Consider the following 17,489-nt stretch of genomic DNA (forward strand, 5'->3'; position numbering starts at 1 on the left):
TAGAGCAGTTTGAGATTGCATTAAGTTTGAGTCATTGTTTAGCAATTTATCGTGGAGATACCTTGTATAGTAAAGGTGCTAAAGCACTACAATCAGCTTGGTTAGCGACAAAAAAACCGATGATATACTTTGGCGATTTTGATGCTAAAGGGGTTAGTATCGCTATGCATGAGCATTATTCTTCTATACTTTTACCTAGCTTTAATTTAGTTGAGCAGCATGCAACTGCGGCGATGCTGCCTGATAAACAGTTACCTTTTATTGCTAAAATACAAAAATATAAAGTTAGCAGTGCTTTTCAGCCTTATTTGCAGCTGTTATGTCAGCAGTTAAAAAGCTTACGCCAGCAGAGAATGCAAAACCTGCCTTTGGTTGCCATTTTTTTACGAGGGTGATTGCTTTATTGGCATCATTTTATGCTAAATATATACAATCAATAAGCTTATAGGTTATGTTCAAATGTAAATATTAATTTGCGTAGTAACTGGAGGCTTATGTTAATAAGACATCGTTTTATTTATGCCTTGATATTATTCAGTAGCGTAGTCTGCCAAGTAGTTGCAGATGAAGCTGATGTTGATCCAGAGTTAGAGCAGCAGCTCGATCATTAGCATATGGAAAAGCGAAGTGGTAAAGAACGGCAAAGTGACTTAACGGCTCATTTAACCGGCATTTTACTGTTAGATATCGACTTTTTTAAACGTATTAATGATAACTATGGTCATAATGCCGGTGATGCCGTGTTAATTGAAGTTAGCCAGCGCTTAAGTTGTTGTCGGGATCATTATTGTGCGCTGGGGCGGAGAGGAAATTGTTTTATTATTAGATACTATCTCCATATCCCAAGTAAGGCCTTTTATTCAGCGTATTTTAAAAGCTGTGGCTGAGCCTGCTATACAGTTTGAGCAGCATCTGATTGATGTTAGCGTTAGCGGTGGCTTTATTCATTTACCCTTTGCTAAGGTTAGCGAGCAGCAATTAAATTGGGAAAAAGTGATGCAAATTGCTGATATGGCATTATATTTAAGTAAAACAAATGGTCGAAATCAGGTTTATCTGGTAAATGACTTAAAAGTACCCTACGAGCAAGCGGAGTCTTTACTTTATAGTGATTTAGGTAGGGCAATAGAGCAAGAATTAGTGGAGATAACGATAGAATACGGCCCCGGTGGTCGCGTTAATTAAGTTGTTATAGTTACCGTTAAGGCTAGCACTTTTTTGTTAGTAAATGCTCGCTTACGTTGTTTAATAAAATCTACATTTTAGTCTATACATTTTTTAACTTCTAAAAGGTGTGCAATTTATAACCTTTTAGGTTAAGTTTAGCTAACACTATAAAATCCTTCAGGAAAGAGCCTATGTGGATAAAGCATTTTTTAGTATCGCTGTTTATGCTGTTATTGAGTTGCTTGGCATTTCAAGTACTAGCAGAACAGACTAATATTGATCAACAGCTTGAATCACAATTAGACCAATACCTTGAATTATCAGCAACAGATAGAGAAGCTTCGATAGTAATGCTTAATAAGCTTGCTGAAACTAATAGTGACATTCCTGCCTTGCAAAGCCGTGCCAGATTACTTAGTTATTTAACAACTAACACCTATTTTTCTGATAATACTGAACAGAGCGCTGAATTATTACAGCAATTATTAGATATTGCTAAACGAACAGAAAACCCTAATGCCTTAACTGAGATTTATGCGACTGAACTAGAAATGTTGCTTTATCAAGGAAAATTGGACGACGCTATTATTAAGTCTGATTTAGTTAAAACGGAATTAGAGCAAGCTACTGATGTACGGATTAAATACTATGCTCATAATGTTTTAGGCCGTATTTATAAAGAGGACGGTCAATATAGCGAGGCTTTAGAGCATTTTATTCAAGCTTTAGATGCGATTGATAAAATTGATAATATTTTAAATCTACGCCGCCGTTTTTTCTTAAATTTCAACATTGCCCACTTACATATTGAATTTAAAAACTGGCCTCAAGCTAGACAAATTACAGAACAACTAATCTCGGATGCAAAAAAATATCAATTTAGTAGTACTTTACCTGAGTTGTATTTATTACTGGGTTATATCGCTGCCGAAGAGAAAAAGATGGATGAGGCTATCACACTTTATCGGCTAGGTTTAGATGAAGCGATAAAGGTGGATTGGGAGCAACTTGCGTTAACCTTTGAAAATAATATAGGCTCCATTTATATTGAGTTAAAGCAATATTCTGCTGCCAAAAAAGTGTTACAAGACGCGTTAAAACGAGCTGAAATTTTAGACGATACCTATTCTGTGCATCTGTTAAGATTAAACTTAGGTTACATACGGGTTATGAATGCAGAGCATCAAGCAGGGCTTGAGCAAATGTTAGCTAGCTTAGATTACTTTGAGAATAGTACTAATAAATCTGACTATGCACCTAAACTTGAGTGGCTAGCTAAGGCCTATGCAGCAGCGGGATTATATAAAGATCAAGCAGAAACCCTATTAAAGCAAATGGCGCTGCAGGAAAAGATTCGCTCGGCCGATAGAGAGGCGCACTTAACAGAGCTGCAAAACCGTTATGATAATAAAGCTAAAGCGCAAAAAATTATTATTTTAGAACAAGAAAACTCGTTAAAAGCACAATTATTAAAAAATCAGGAGTTACAGCAAAGACTCACCTTTATGTTTGTGCTTCTTATGTTGTTTGCCGCAGTGGGTATGTATCTTTTATATCGCAAAGTTCGTCAGTCAAATAAAAAGCTTAATGAAACTAACAAGCAGCTCGCTATTCAATCGCTGCGTGATCCCTTAACCGGTTTATATAATCGTAGAGCCTTAGTTGAACATATGCAGGGGCGACAAGAGAAGCGTCGGCAAACTGATGCCGCCACTAAGTTAACCGGCTTTTTAATGTTAGACATTGATTTTTTTAAACGAATTAATGATACCTATGGCCATAGCGCAGGTGACGCTGTATTAATTGAAATGGCTAAGCGTTTACAAGCTAGTTGTCGTGATAATGATCTTGTAGTGCGCTGGGGTGGAGAAGAAATAATATTATTATTAGATAATATTTCGCTGCAACAGGTGTCTGGCTTTATCGAGCGTATTTTGAAAACTATTGCTCAGACACCAGTGCAGTTTGAGCAGCATAGTATTGATGTGACAGCAAGTGGTGGTTTTATTCATTTACCCTTTGCAGGTGTTAGCGAAGAGCAGCTGGATTGGGAGAAGGTATTGCAGATAGTCGATATGGCATTGTATTTAAGTAAGGCCAATGGCCGTAACCAAGTGTGTATGGTTAATAATTTAAATGTCAGTTTTGAGCAAGCAGAAGCCTTGCTTTATACCGATTTATCGACCGCAATTAAGGATGGAGTGGTTGATGTAGAAGCCGTTATCGGATTAGGTGGCAGTGTGCACTAGTTTTGTTTCACACAAGAAAATTACTTAGGGGAATAAATGCAAATAAAGTTCTATCTTAAAATAATTGCCCCATGGCTAGCGCATTTTAATCCCAGATTCTAACAGGGTTGAGCGATAATCATCGTCTAGCCCTGCCATTTTCTTTTTTCTCGCCATACTGGCTGTTTTAGTTGTATCTTGTTTAAATAACGCCATGGCTATTTTTCTCATTACGTTAAAAACAAGGGGTCCTTGCTTCTTACGGATTCTTGATTCATCTTCCCTAAAGTTCATATCCAACATCCAATGCATACTTTCAACCTGCCAGTGGCTTCGTACCGCATTAAGTGCTTGCTCCGCACCTAACGCTAACGAACTAACAAAACAAAGGGGTCAAATCTTGACTTCAGACATCAAGTCGCCATTAGCTCAAAGCAACTTTATTTAATGCTTTATTTTCCTCTTAAAGTGAAGCGCCTCTCATCCTCTTTGTAAATTAATAGGCTTCAAGAAAATTAGTTTTTGTATTTTTAGCTTTAAAAATCTCTGCCATGTTTTAACTACAAAAGGATATAAGTGAAAGCTAGTGACTTACCATTTATACGGTTGTGTTAGAAGGTAACTGTAGTAGAGTGTGTGTCAATTAACCAAAATAAGGAACATTCATGGAATTAGTTAAAACTACAAGTTTGAAATTTGAAGTAACAGAAACAGGCCACCAAATAATACAAGTTAAAATAAACGGACATAAAGTAAATTTAATTTTAGATACAGCGGCGGGTGCATCTGTTTTAGATAGGGCATGTATTAAAAAGCTTGGAATACAAGAGAAACTAAGTGAAGAAAATGCCGCAGGTTTAGGTACAGCCGACCACGAAATGGGCCTGATTGAAGTATTAAAATTTGAATTAGCAGGGCAGTTGTTTGAAAGTACAGAGTTTGTATCACTAAACCTAGACCATGTTCAGCCCGCTGGTGGTGACAATATAATACATGGATTATTAGGCTCTCCATTTTTTAGAAAATACCAAGCTGTATTAGATTTTGGCACTGATACACTGACAATTAGTGAGCCATTAGCTGATTGTGAGTAATTAAAGCGACTTCTTTAAGTCGCTATTTTGCATATTAAGCACAGCATGATAAATCGGGTTGCCCCAAGTAAATTCATCATTTTTGTCGGATGGCGTGGCTTTGCCACTTATCCGACCTACGTTATAAAGTAGGTTGGTTAAGCCAAAGGCGCCACCCAACAGAGTTCTTAAAGCTATTAAAGCGGCTTAATTCAAGCCGCTACTTTCCTCTAAAAGCGCAGCGTCTCTTATCCTCTTTGTAAATTAATTTGCTTTAAACAACATTAACTTTGCCTCTTTTCCATCCGTTAATATCGCTACATTACCTTCAGCAGTAACAAACACATCTCTGAGCCTGCCTTTAGCCTCTGGGAAAATATGCAATTGGGTGAACTCACCATTTGCTAAATTAACACTGTAGAGCTTTTTATCGACCAATGTAGTAATAAGCACGTGGCGTTGCAGTGAAGGGAAGGCTGCATGGTTAGAACCATAATATGCCATGCCTGATGGGGCGATTGAGGGCGTCCAATCTACGGCTGGTTTAGCCATTCCAGGGTAATCTCTAAAGGGGGAAATACGTGCTTGTGAATAATCGTCGCCGTTGGTTATTACTGGCCACCCGTAATTGGTGCCAGCTGTTAAATAGTTGAGCTCGTCACCGCCTGCGGGGCCGTGTTCGTGGCTGATAATTTGCTGTGTATCGTGATCATAAACCAAGCCTTGCAAGTTACGGTGCCCGAGTGAATACATGGCATGTGCGTTTGGGTTTTCGTGCTCAATATATGGGTTATCGGTTGGTATTGTGCCGTTTAAGTTTATGCGTAATGTTTTGCCAAGTTGACTGGTAATAACCTGTGCTTGCTCGCGGAAGTCAAAACCATCACCACTTGAAAATAATAAGGTATTATCAGGCAATACAAGCGCGCGGCCAGAATAATGCTGCGGTGTGCCTTTATCGGTGGCGACTTTATAAATAATTTTTGGCGTTGAAAATTGCGCACCATCAAACGTGGCTTTGGCTATTACTAGCCTGTTTGCATCAAGCTCACCTTGGGCGTAAGTGAATATAATTTCTTTTGATTCACTGTAATTTGGCGAAAGCACTACATCAAGTAAACCACCTTGCCCTGCAACGTATAAGCCCTCGAAGTTTATTTTAACTCGGGTTTGTTGGTTGTTTTTAATGATAACAACATGGCCATCACGCTCGGTGATTAACCAGGTATTGTTTGGGAGTTTAACCATACTCCACGGTGAATTGAGCCCTGTTGCTAAAGTACTAGCTGTGTATTGCTGTGTTGGTAACTCTGCACTGGCGTGACAAGAAAACGCTAAAAGTGACAGTAGCGTAATACAACATAGAGATTGTTTACCCTGCAAGCCTTTGCTAGTGTAAGGAAAAAGTTTCATTTTAAGTTGAGATAACCATGCAGTTTTTAACACGTATACTCCCGTCATTTTTAGTTTCTTGGTTACTTACATTCACTCTTGCTAGCTTGTTTCATAGTCAATACGTTGTCAATCAATTAGTTAATGTAGGTGTTGTAGTGGGCTTTAATGACCGTGTTAACTTAATCCTTGAAGATTGGCTTGGCTTGCTACCGACCTATGGCGCTATTATTGCTGTTGCACTTGCTATCGCGTTTTTGGTTACTTGGTTTATTGCTAAAAAAATGAACAAGCAAGGTACACAACTATTTGTTATTGCTGGTGTGGTGGCGTTTGCAACGGCGTTAATTGCGATTGAGTCAATTATGAATATTACTATTATTGCAGGTGCAAGAGGTTGGGGTTTTTATGCGCAATTATGTGCAGGTGCAGTAGGGGGTTATGTATTTGCAAAACTCATTAAGGAAAATAAGCACAAGGCAGCGCATCACGGCTTTTAAGTCAGAATTGGTCTGCAATGTAAAAAGCCGCTATTAATATAGCGGCTTTTGTGTGTATAAATTGCGTCGTGATATTAAAAAATTAAACTAAACAGCTTGTAACCACTTAAGCCAAAAATAAGCACTAACACCGGTAAAGTAAGTAAGTTTACCAACATTGAGTTGGTGTATTTGCCCATTACAGAGCTTTGATTAACTAGCCACACAAGGTAGGTGGTGACAATAGGCAGTAATAGGCCATTAGCTGCTTGAGCAAAAATTATCACGGCAACAGGGTCTAAACCCAGAGACGCCACGGCTGCACCAAATAATAAAATAACAATGGCGACACTTTTAAAGCGGGTGTTATCCATTTTATTTGACCAACCTAACATGCCACATACTGCATATGCACCGGCAAGGGGAGCTGTTATTGCGCTGGTTAAACCTGCTGCAAATAAGCCAATAGCAAAAAAGTAATGGGCAGCATCGCCAAGTAATGGCTCAAGTTGTACCGCCATGTTGGCAGCGCTAATTTGCCCTGCATCTGTGCCATAAAATGCCACTGACGCGGTTGATAAAATTGCCAGCGTGATCACGCCACCTAAGGTGATAGACACACCCGTATCTACATTAGTTTGCTTAATAACTTTTTGCTTATCACTTTTGCTGTCGTGTCTTGCAGCTAAAACACCTGAGTGTAAAAATAAGTTATACGGCACTATGGTGGTGCCCACTAATGCCAATACCGTGGTAATTGAACCCTCAGGCATACTAGGAATAAACCCTGCTAACACATCACTGAGCGAGGGAGCAGCCATAACAAGTGTAGAGATAAACACTAGGCTCATTAAAACCACTAATAAAATAAGCGCGTTTTCAACGACTTTGTGTTTACCGCTGTAAAGTAACACCGCACTTAAAAATGCAATGAGTGGCGTCCAAAGCTGGGCATTAACATGAGGGAATATTTCAATTAATCCCATGCTGGCACCGCTAAGGTTGCCAGCTTCATAGGCGGCACTACCTACTCCAATGGCGCTGATCACTAAAAATATAGCGAGAGATTTAAATAGGGGCGTTTCAATGTGAGCTCTTAGCGCTTGCGCTAAATCTTGCCCGGTGGCTACGCCAAGGCGCGCCGCCATAGATTGTAATAATATGGTGGCAATAACTGAAAACAGTAATGTCCATATTAGTGCAAAACCAAAGTTTGCACCTGCCACGCTGGCAGTCGTAATAGTCCCTGGTCCAATGAAGGCAGCGGTGACGAGTAGTCCTGGTCCTAATCGCATAATTGACCTTAATAGTACTTTTGTATATTGCTATTTAAAGTTACATCTAACGTTTTATAACGCGATGCCTGTATTATTGCTGCCACTTATATTAAGTGCCTTGCAGCGATAGCCGCCCCTTGGCAAACCCTTTTTTGATGATAATCATATGTTAAAAAAGGTCGCGTAGCATACCAACTTATATATAAATTTAAAGGGGGGGTGGCGCGTTTGCACAAAATTAATACAATTAATAAATAACAGTAATAACCGCTTACCTCAGTTTAGGGCTTATTTAACGGCTTAGAGGATGACTGAATAACCTTAAATTGTTCACAGGTTTATGCCAATAACTATAGGCACTATAAGCGCTTTGCACGCACTGTATTCAAGCAAAGGGTTTGAATGCCCTAAATATCAACCCATTTATGCCATCACGGCTTTAATGGCCTCTAAGCCTTTTCGCAAAGTACTGGCATCGGTTGCATAATTAATGCGAATACACTGGTGTTTGTGTGCCCAAGCATCATCAATACCAATAAAAAAATTATGCCCGGGAATAATATAAACATCCTGTTCTTTGAGCTTTTGGTAAAGTTGTTCGCTGGTTATTTTTGCCTCTTTAAACCACAGCCACATAAAAAATGCGCCTTCTACTTTGTGTAAGTAAACGGGGAGGTGGGCAAATATTTCATCAAACAAGTTCATTGCTGTTTGTGCTTTTTCTCGATAAAAAGGCAGCACTGAATTTTTACACAGCGGGAGGAGTTCATCCTCATTAATTAGGCGCGTTACTAAACTTGGGCCAAAACTGTTCGGCGATAAAACCATACTGCCATTTACATGGCCAATGGCTTTAATTATGTCATTGTTAGCCACTACAATACCGGTTCGCAAACCCGGTAGGCCAAGCTTGGAAAGCGACATGCATAAAATAATGTTTGAGTTCCAGGTTAAGTTTGCGTCGGTATAAATACACCCAGGGAATGGGTCGCCGTAGGCGTTATCAATGATCAGTGGGATATTATATTGCTTAGCCAATAAATCGAGATGCTGTACTTCTTCATCAGTAATGACATTGCCTGTTGGGTTAGTCGGGCGCGATACACACAGTGCGCTAATGCTGCTGTCGCTTGCTAATACTTGCTCAACAGCTTTAAAATTAATGATATATTTAAATTGGTTTGAGCCACTTTCAGTATTTAAAATTTCGATATCGGGCTTTATTGCTACAAACATATCGTCAGTTAAGCCTTGATCTGCATAGCCTACATATTCAGGAGCCAGCGGAAATAAAACCTTTTTATGGCTTCCATCCGGCATACTGCCAGCTAACAGATTAAATAACACAAAAAAATTGGCTTGGCTGCCATTACCAAGCGCTATATTATTTGCGGTTAAATCGCATGAGTATTCACTTTTTAGTTGCTTGGCCAGAGCTGCACGAAATGCATCATTACCTGTTGGGCCATCGTAAAGTCCAAATACGTTGGAAAGTGTATTATTAGCAACAAGCTTTTGTAACTCATTGATAAAAATATTATTAACCTCAGGCACTAAGGCCGGATTACCACCACCGAGCATAACAATATTTGGATTATTACTGTTTTTAGCATCGCCTAAATCTTCCATTAACTGAGTAATACCATTAGGTTGAGTAAATTTAGTGCCGAAGTTTGAGTAATCCATAATGACTGTGTGCCTTTAAAAATGATAAGTTAGTGTAAATTAACACTATGAATTTGATATTGAAAAATTTTCACCGATTAGATTACTATAGCGATAACCCGCTATAATCGTTTTTCATATTTTAAGTAGGGCAGCCTTATCAGCAACCTTGAATCACACACTAAAACACCTTTAAACACCAAAGCAGATGATTCGGTTATTACTGATACGATTCTTAAAATTGCCACTTTTAACTTGTTTAATTACCTTGAGCCGCCTAATGCCTATTATGAATTTGAACGCATATACACCGCAGAGCAGTGGGCTAAAAAGCAGCGTTGGCTTGTAAATTACTTAACCGAACATCAGCCTGATGTGATTGGTTTTCAGGAAGTATTTAGTATTAAGTCGCTTAAAGAATTAGTTAAAGATCAAGGCTATACGTACTTTGGCGTGGTAGATGAGCCCCAGGTAATCGACGACTTTATTTACAAACGCCCTGTAGTAGCGCTTGCTGCTAAATACCCCATCGTTGAAGTGGCAACTGTTGAGCACGACCATGAGCTTGCTCAAACCCTTGGTTTAACTGATGATTTTACATTTAGCCGAAAGGTGCTTAGAGCTACAATAACTTTACCGCATATCGGCAACACGGATTGTTATGTGGTGCATTTTAAGTCTAAGCGCTCAATGATAGAGCTTGATGAGCAAAACAAAGACCTCACACCCGAAAAAAATATTATCGAGCTATTAAAAGCCGATATAGCAGGGAGTTGGGGCTCAACTATTCAGCGCGGCAGTGAGGCTACATTGCTGATGATAGACATCATTGCACGCCGCGAATCTTCACAAAACCCAATGGTTTTAATGGGCGATTTTAACAACGACTTAGCCGATGGCGTTTTAAGCCATTTACTAACAAATACACTGCGCTTTGCCCCTGCGTTTGACAGTAACACTTACCTTGCAAAATATTGCCTTAACGATGCGTGGCAGTTATTTGCAAAGTCGCAATTAAATTTGGCTAATCAAAATAATGAAAATACAGTGGATTTAAAGCGAAAGCCTACCCATTATTTTGGCGCGAGCAGTTCAGTGCTTGACTACATTTTGTTGTCTTGCGAGTTTGACTCAAGTTACGACGACAGCTTTTTTGAGGTGAGCCAGTACCATACTTACGATCGTCATTTAATTAACCCTGAATTTGAGCGTGATGATTTAAGCACCGATCATGGCGTGGTATTGATTAGCTTAGCATTAAGGTCGTAGCGGGTTTTGTTACTATAAATTGTAAGCTAATCTGCCGCTGACATAATTAGTATTAAGGCGCTCAGTAGGTGCCTTGATGTTTTCCCTTTCTTTTATCCTGCTGTTTTAAAAAATCACTAATAATTAGTGCATTAACTCTAATTTATATTGATCCACATCATCTTTATTAACGGTGAGAGTGGTAAATTAGTGACGCTGGATTTTTAAGTTCGTTTAAATCGCTTATTACAACTACCCTTGTTGTACTTACAAAGCAGGGTTGCTTTTATATAACAAATAGCGTGCTGTATCCTAAAAATTTTTACCTTGACTACCCTCACTTATATACTTTTTACATACATGGAGTTTTAGCACATGACAATTAAATCAACGTTCAAATCTTTGAGTAAGCTCGCTGTTTTGGTCATTGTGGGCGGGGCTGGCTGGTATGCTTGGCAAACCTTGCAACCTACATCATTTGCTGAACAACTCCCTGACAGTGTTGCCTATGGAAATGGGCGAATTGAAGCGACTGAGTACGATATTGCTACAAAATTACCGGGCCGCTTAGTTGACGTTATGGTGCAAGAAGGCGATATGGTCAAAGCGGGTCAAACGTTAGCGGTTATTGATACTGATGATTTAAATGCACAGTTACGTGAAGCTCAGGCGGGGCTTCGTGTTGCTAATGAGTCTCGTAAATACGCATTAGCGATTGTAGAGCAGCATAAAAGTGAGCTTAATTTTGCACAAACTGAATTGCGCCGCTCTGCAAAATTATTAGAAAAAGGCCATATTTCAAAAGAAGTGGTAGATCAACAACGAACCACCTCTGCTATTGCGCAAGCTGCTTTAACCGCGGCAAACGTAAAAGTTGTGCAGTCGGATGCTGAAATAGAAGCAGCGCAGGCACGTATTGAGCGATTACAAAGCAACATAGCCGACAGCACGTTAACAGCACCAATCAATGGACGCATATTGTATCGATTAGCTGAACCTGGCGAAGTGCTTGGCAGTGGTGGTAAGGTTTTATCGTTATTGGATTTAACCGATGTTTATATGAGTATATATTTACCAACCGCGCAAGCGGGCAAGGTAACAATAGGCTCACAAGCACGCATTGTTATTGATGCTGTTGCCGAGTATACATTACCGGCTAAAGTGACGTTTGTATCTGCACAGGCGCAATTTACCCCTAAATCGGTAGAAACCCGAAACGAGCGCGATAAACTGATGTTTAGAGTTAAGGTAAAGCTCGACTCGCAGTTATTAAAAGATCATATCAAACAAGTAAAAACAGGGGTGCCAGGGCTTGCTTATGTGTTGTTAGCGCCTGAAAAAAATTGGCCTACGTCGTTACAGGTACGAGTGCCTGAATAATGGATAACGACGATAAAAACATTCAAAAGCCACCAAGTGAAAGTGTGGTTACGCTTACTAAGGTGAGCCATCGCTATGCTAATAATCGCGTGCTGGACAACATTAGTATTTCATTACCTGCCGGGAAAATGGTCGGGTTTATAGGCCCTGATGGCGTAGGAAAATCAAGCTTGCTGGCACTTATAGCGGGGGCAAGGGCGATTCAAGAGGGGGAGGTTGAGGTATTAAACGGCAATATGCGCAGCAGTGGTTTTCGTAATACGGTGTCGCCACGCATTGCTTACATGCCTCAAGGGCTTGGCAAAAATGTGTATCCAACACTTTCTGTGTTTGAAAATATAGATTTTTTTGGTCGTCTATTTTCTCAAAATAAAGCCGAGCGAAAACAACGAATTAATAACCTTTTAAAAAGTACAGGCTTAGAGGCATTTGCCGATCGCCCCGCAGAAAAGCTCTCTGGTGGGATGAAACAAAAACTCGGTTTGTGCTGCGCACTGATCCATGACCCTCAATTATTAATTTTAGATGAGCCAACTACCGGAGTTGATCCGCTATCGCGTCGTCAATTTTGGCAATTAATAAACAGTATTCGCGCTGAAAATACACAAATGAGCGTACTGGTTGCGACCGCCTACATGGAAGAAGCCGATGATTTTGATTGGCTAGTCGCTATGGACGATGGAAAAGTAATCGGTACGGGCAGCCCACAAAACCTGAAAGCGCAAACTAATAAAGAATCGCTTGATGAAGCCTTTATAGCATTACTTCCTGAAGAAAAGCGCCATGATCATCAGCGGTTAGTTGTGCCACCTCGTAAACAAGACATAAAAACAACTCAGTTCGCTATAGAAGCAAATGGATTATGTAAAACATTTGGCGATTTTACCGCCGTTAACAAGGTGAGCTTGAGTATTGAGCAAGGTGAAATTTTTGGCTTTTTAGGCTCAAATGGCTGTGGAAAAACTACCACAATGAAAATGCTTACGGGGTTACAACCGGCAACCAGAGGCGAAGCAAAATTGTTTGGTGAAAAGGTCGATGCCAATAATATAGAAAGCCGCAAACGCGTTGGTTTTATGTCACAAGCGTTTTCGCTTTATAACGAGCTTACAGTGAAGCAAAACTTGGTATTGCATGCGCGTTTATTTCACTTACCTGCAGAGAAAATAGAGCCGCGCGTTAAAGATTTAATTACTCGGTTTAACCTTAAAAAATACAGTGACGATTTTCCTACCGATTTGCCCCTAGGTATTCGCCAGCGTTTATCGCTTGCTGTTGCGGTAGTACATAGCCCTGAAATGCTCATACTTGATGAGCCCACATCGGGGGTAGACCCCGTTGCAAGGGATGACTTTTGGCAGCTACTCATTGAGCTTTCGCGCGAACAAGGCGTGACTATTTTTATTTCGACTCACTTTATGGATGAAGCGGCACGTTGCGATAGAATTTCGTTAATGCATGCAGGTAAAATACTTGCCAGCGATACGCCAGCTGCACTGTGCCAAGCGCGTAATACCGACACACTAGAAGCTGCCTTTATTGAATATTTAGAAGAGGCGGTAAATGCAGCGGGAGCAAGCTCGGCGATACAAGTATCGATAACGGATAAACCCAAAGCATTGGCTACAGCGCCCGCTACTCGTAAAAATAACACTAACCCCACATTTAGTTTGTTGCGGCTATTTGGTTATGCGCATCGCGAAACGCTAGAGTTATGGCGCGATCCTATTCGCCTAACGTTTGCTTTAATGGGCTCGATAATTTTGCTGTTTATTTTAGGTTACGGCATTACATTTGATGTTGAAGATTTAAGCTTTGCGGTACTAGATCAAGACCAATCACCCGAGAGCCGCAACTACATTCAAAATATGGCAGGTTCACGTTACTTTATTCAAAAAGCAGATATTAAAAGCCCGCAAGAACTTGATAAACGAATGCGAAGTGGTGAGTTAAGCGTGGCCGTTGAAATTCCACCTAACTTTGCTCAGCAATTTAAACGCGGCCGTAAACCTGAAATTGTAGTGTGGGTTGATGGTTCTATGCCGTTTAGGGCAGAAACGATTAATGGTTATATGAGCGGCGTGTATTACAGCTATTTAACCAACTTATCTTTACGCACTTATGCACAAGTACCAAACTTAGTGCCCGCTAATATTGAATCTCGCTATCGTTATAACCAAGATTTTAAAAGCATTGAGGCCATGGTGCCGGCGGTTATTCCACTGCTATTGGTATTTATTCCTGCGATATTGATGGCGCTTGGCGTAGTGCGGGAAAAAGAGTTGGGTTCAATCATAAACTTATATGTAACACCGGTTAACCGGCTGGAATTTATTATTGGCAAACAGCTGCCTTACATTTTAGTGAGTATGATCAGCTTTTTTGGCTTAGTCGCACTTGCTATTACCGTGTTTGGTGTGGCGCTAAAAGGCAGCTTTTGGGCGCTTAGTTTGGCTGCATTATTATACGTTACAGCGACTACCGGAGTGGGGCTGTTAATTTCGGCTTTTACAAAAACACAAATTTCAGCACTGGCAGCCACTACAGTGGTTGTGTTGATGATTGCCGTTAACTTTTGTGGGCTAATTGACCCTGTTTCTTCCTTAGAAGGGTTTGGTGCGATTATTGGTAAACTGTTTCCGACCACCTACTTTTTAGAGGCATGTCGGGGGGTCTTTAATAAAGCGCTTAATTTTTCTGATTTATCAGCCCAGCTACTGCCTTTATTCGCTTTTATACCCGTGCTGACTCTGGCCAGTGTATTTTTACTTCCAAAGCAGGACAAATAGCCATGCAACGTCGCGGAAACATTGTTAATTTAGGTATTAAAGAGTTGCGTAGTTTATGGCGTGATAAGATTTTGCTGCTATTCGTTTTTTTTGCTTTTACTGGGCTGATTTATGTGGTGGCTTCAGCCACGTCGATAGAGTTAAATAATGCGCCGATTGCAGTTGTTGATCACGACCAATCGCAATTATCTAAGCGTATTATTAATGCCTTTTATGAGCCTTACTTTAAAACGCCAGACAGTATTTCATTAAGCGATGTTGACTCAGCTATGGATAATGGCCGTTATACTTTTGTGCTTAATATCCCGCCTTATTTTGAGCGTGATGTACTTGCAGCTAAGCAACCTACAATTCAAGTAAATATAGATGCTACGCGCATGTCGCAAGCATTTATTGGTGATAACTATATTCAAACCATTATTAACGGCGAAGTAAATGAGTTTGTGCAAGGTTATCGAACCGTTTATTCACTGCCAATAAAGCAATCGGCGCACATTATGTTTAATCCAAACATGACAAGTGTATGGTTTGGTAGCGTGATGGAATTAATGAACGTGATCACAATGATTTCGATTATTTTAACTGGCGCCGCGGTGATCCGTGAACGCGAACACGGCACATTAGAGCATTTATTAGTGATGCCATTAAGCCCCTTTGAAATAGTGATGGCGAAAATTTGGGCCAATGGGTTAGTGATTTTATTACTGACTACGTTTTCATTATTTATTGTGATCGAAGGTTTGTTACAAGTGCCTATTCATGGCTCGCCAGGCTTATTTTTATTTGGCGTTGCTATTCATTTATTTGCGACCACATCGCTGGGTATATTGTTGGGAACGCAGGCGCGCACTATGCCGCAACTCGGGTTATTGATGATCTTAATTTTATTACCATTACAAATGCTCTCTGGCGGTGTTACGCCGCGAGAAAGTATGCCTGAGGTGGTGCAAAATATTATGTTATTGGCGCCAACAACGCATTTTGTAAAATTTGCTCAAGCAATTTTATACCGAGGGGCAGGGTGGGATGTAGTTTGGCCTTACTTTTTAGCGTTAGTTGTTATTGGCAGTGTGTTTTTTACTGTTGCATTAATGCGCTTTCGTAAATCAGTGGCGCAAGGTTAGGGTAATATACCAACCTGCATAAATATTTGAACAATTTAACGAATTAAATCACCCTATAACGTTGTTAAGAATTTTTCATTTAGAACAACTAGATATCAAAAATTTTGCCTAGTTATAGAGCAATTTTCTTATCGTTAAAATAGATCCTATATCCAAGCAGATTGGTATTAAATATAGCGCGTGTTTTCAAAAAATGACTTTAAGATAAAGCCACCCGTTAACGTTAAAGCGCTAATCGGTGGCTATTGAAGTATGGGGGAGTGATACCATCCGCAATAATAATTAAGCGAATGGGGATGACTTAGTTTAGTCTTGGGTTAATTTCTAAAGGAGACAGCGTAATGGTCGCATTACTGCTTGCACCTTTATATTCTTGATAGTCTTTGTTTTCAAACAGCGTGTAAAAAACATCAACATAATCGTCATTATTAGTAAACCACTCATCCGGCATTGCTTTAAGTAGTTCATTGGTCAGCATAGGGATAATGGCATAACCCTGCGCTTGTAAATCAGGAATGCTCGCCATTACTTGCTCTGATATTTCTAATAATTTTATTGCTAGAGTTTTATAGTTGGTGTTGTCATCTTGTTCCATTAAGAGTAAATCAACCGCTTGCCAACGATAACGTTGCCAATGAATTAGCACCTGATTAGGGCTGTAATCAGTTTTGTCATGATCTAAATAAGGTAAATCAACGATATCTAATATTGGTTCATCTCGGGTCGGGTCGATACCCGTTACAATGGCATAAATTTCAGCACCACCTGAGATCCAAGGTTCTTTATCATCTTCTAAGCGTATTTTTTTCAATACACTGGTTTGCAGTGGTTGTTCATTGCTTAACTGGTTTTTTGGACTAACCGTGGTTTTACTGAATTTGTTAGTAGATAAAATTCCTCTCATTACTGCAATACCCGCATCTTGTACTTTTTGTTGATCTAATTCGACAATAAAGACAGGTTGGGTCGGCATTTGGTCAACACTAAGATAATGAATGTCACCATACTGATCGAACGCTTCAATCTCGCTCCATTGCGTATCGTCACCAGCGGGTGCAAATGCAAATAAAGGGCGTTCGCCTTGCTGCCAAGCGCTAAGCATTTTATCGCTTGCCAAACGCACTTGTAACAAACTACCGGTGTTTTGTGGTAAACCTTTCAGTTGTTGTAACGCGTTGTTTGCTAAACGAGTATTTTGTTGTGTGTGCATACCTAAAGACGGTAGCTGATCCGCATTCAAAACCAGTTTATATTGGCTTAGCGTTTGTTTAAGATCAGCGTTTAATACACTGTAATTAAGCGCTATTTGTTTTGCGAAATTGCGTTTAATGGTGGCTACGTCTTTGTATTGCGCCAACTTAGCCAAGTTTTCACCTTTTTCGATTTCATATTGAGCTGAAAAAGCGGGCGCTGATACACAGTTCAATAGCGCTAAGGTTACCAAGCATTTGGTTATTTTATTCATCATATTCATTTTACCGTTCCGTTATCAGTAACACTATAAAACAACACTTAGAATAAATGCTCAAATAAAAATTATAAAATACGTAATTAGTACTGGTTTTAAGTTGCGCTCAGACTCTAAAAAAATACCAAGACGCTGTGATAGAGTAAGTTTTATATAAAGAATGAATCTATTACAAAAAATTATTTTACTAAAAAGTAAT

12 protein-coding genes and 2 pseudogenes are annotated in these 17,489 nt (G+C 39.8%); 9 read left to right on the top strand and 5 right to left on the bottom strand.

Translation table 11 applies throughout. The features are described from left to right. The 3 genes and pseudogenes from ACTRWE_RS08810 to ACTRWE_RS08820 all read left to right on the top strand — a co-directional run. The coding region (locus ACTRWE_RS08810; RefSeq protein WP_462879852.1) for a DUF7281 domain-containing protein at nucleotides 1-395 on the top strand (395 nt) is incomplete at its 5' end. Nucleotides 396-659: 264 nt separating this feature from the next. Continuing rightward, nucleotides 660-1,182: pseudogene (locus ACTRWE_RS08815) on the top strand (diguanylate cyclase domain-containing protein); the annotation flags it as partial. Between the two features lie 176 nt (nucleotides 1,183-1,358). Continuing rightward, a complete protein-coding gene (locus ACTRWE_RS08820; protein WP_462879853.1) occupies nucleotides 1,359-3,416 on the top strand; it encodes a tetratricopeptide repeat-containing diguanylate cyclase in 2,058 nt (685 codons plus the stop codon). Nucleotides 3,417-3,491: 75 nt separating this feature from the next. Here ACTRWE_RS08820 and ACTRWE_RS08825 read toward each other — a convergent pair. Then, nucleotides 3,492-3,779: pseudogene (locus ACTRWE_RS08825) on the bottom strand (transposase); the annotation flags it as partial. Between the two features lie 281 nt (nucleotides 3,780-4,060). On the opposite strand from ACTRWE_RS08825, the gene ACTRWE_RS08830 reads away from it, so the two are divergent. Beyond that, nucleotides 4,061-4,489 carry a retropepsin-like aspartic protease gene (locus ACTRWE_RS08830; protein WP_290187479.1) on the top strand — a complete coding sequence of 143 codons (429 nt, stop codon included), beginning with the start codon at nucleotides 4,061-4,063 and terminating at the stop codon, nucleotides 4,487-4,489. Between the two features lie 243 nt (nucleotides 4,490-4,732). On the opposite strand, the gene ACTRWE_RS08835 is transcribed toward ACTRWE_RS08830, so the two are convergent. Continuing rightward, a complete protein-coding gene (locus ACTRWE_RS08835) occupies nucleotides 4,733-5,914 on the bottom strand; it encodes a PQQ-dependent sugar dehydrogenase (RefSeq protein WP_462879854.1) in 1,182 nt (393 codons plus the stop codon). On the opposite strand from ACTRWE_RS08835, the gene ACTRWE_RS08840 reads away from it, so the two are divergent. After that, nucleotides 5,899-6,360 (top strand): hypothetical protein, encoded by a 462-nt coding sequence (locus ACTRWE_RS08840; protein ID WP_076920944.1) that lies wholly within the window; start codon nucleotides 5,899-5,901, stop codon nucleotides 6,358-6,360. The two genes, ACTRWE_RS08835 and ACTRWE_RS08840, sit on opposite strands and share 16 nt — an antisense overlap. 74 nt (nucleotides 6,361-6,434) lie before the next feature. On the opposite strand, the gene ACTRWE_RS08845 is transcribed toward ACTRWE_RS08840, so the two are convergent. Both ACTRWE_RS08845 and ACTRWE_RS08850 read right to left on the bottom strand, forming a co-directional pair. Continuing rightward, nucleotides 6,435-7,634: an Nramp family divalent metal transporter gene (locus ACTRWE_RS08845; protein WP_462879855.1), complete on the bottom strand. Its 1,200-nt coding sequence runs from the start codon at nucleotides 7,632-7,634 to the stop codon at nucleotides 6,435-6,437. 405 nt (nucleotides 7,635-8,039) lie between these two features. Next, nucleotides 8,040-9,302 carry a valine--pyruvate transaminase gene (locus tag ACTRWE_RS08850; protein WP_462879856.1) on the bottom strand — a complete coding sequence of 421 codons (1,263 nt, stop codon included), beginning with the start codon at nucleotides 9,300-9,302 and terminating at the stop codon, nucleotides 8,040-8,042. A 234-nt stretch (nucleotides 9,303-9,536) separates the two neighbouring features. On the opposite strand from ACTRWE_RS08850, the gene ACTRWE_RS08855 reads away from it, so the two are divergent. From ACTRWE_RS08855 to ACTRWE_RS08870, 4 genes are all read left to right on the top strand, one after another. Continuing rightward, nucleotides 9,537-10,550, top strand: coding sequence for an endonuclease/exonuclease/phosphatase family protein (locus ACTRWE_RS08855; protein WP_128583624.1), 1,014 nt, complete (start codon nucleotides 9,537-9,539; stop codon nucleotides 10,548-10,550). Nucleotides 10,551-10,904: 354 nt separating this feature from the next. After that, nucleotides 10,905-11,909, top strand: coding sequence for an HlyD family secretion protein (locus tag ACTRWE_RS08860; protein WP_128583623.1), 1,005 nt, complete (start codon nucleotides 10,905-10,907; stop codon nucleotides 11,907-11,909). Continuing rightward, a complete protein-coding gene (gene rbbA / locus ACTRWE_RS08865) occupies nucleotides 11,909-14,698 on the top strand; it encodes a ribosome-associated ATPase/putative transporter RbbA (protein WP_462879857.1) in 2,790 nt (929 codons plus the stop codon). The genes ACTRWE_RS08860 and rbbA overlap by 1 nt, the downstream gene beginning before the upstream one ends. 2 nt (nucleotides 14,699-14,700) lie before the next feature. Then, nucleotides 14,701-15,822: an ABC transporter permease gene (locus ACTRWE_RS08870; RefSeq protein WP_462879858.1), complete on the top strand. Its 1,122-nt coding sequence runs from the start codon at nucleotides 14,701-14,703 to the stop codon at nucleotides 15,820-15,822. A 301-nt stretch (nucleotides 15,823-16,123) separates the two neighbouring features. Here ACTRWE_RS08870 and ACTRWE_RS08875 read toward each other — a convergent pair whose 3' ends face one another. After that, nucleotides 16,124-17,290 (bottom strand): DUF3103 family protein, encoded by a 1,167-nt coding sequence (locus tag ACTRWE_RS08875; RefSeq protein WP_462879876.1) that lies wholly within the window; start codon nucleotides 17,288-17,290, stop codon nucleotides 16,124-16,126. Nucleotides 17,291-17,489 lie beyond the last annotated feature (199 nt).

The sequence above is a fragment of the Pseudoalteromonas sp. G5_S1_54_S4 genome, assembly GCF_054968565.1.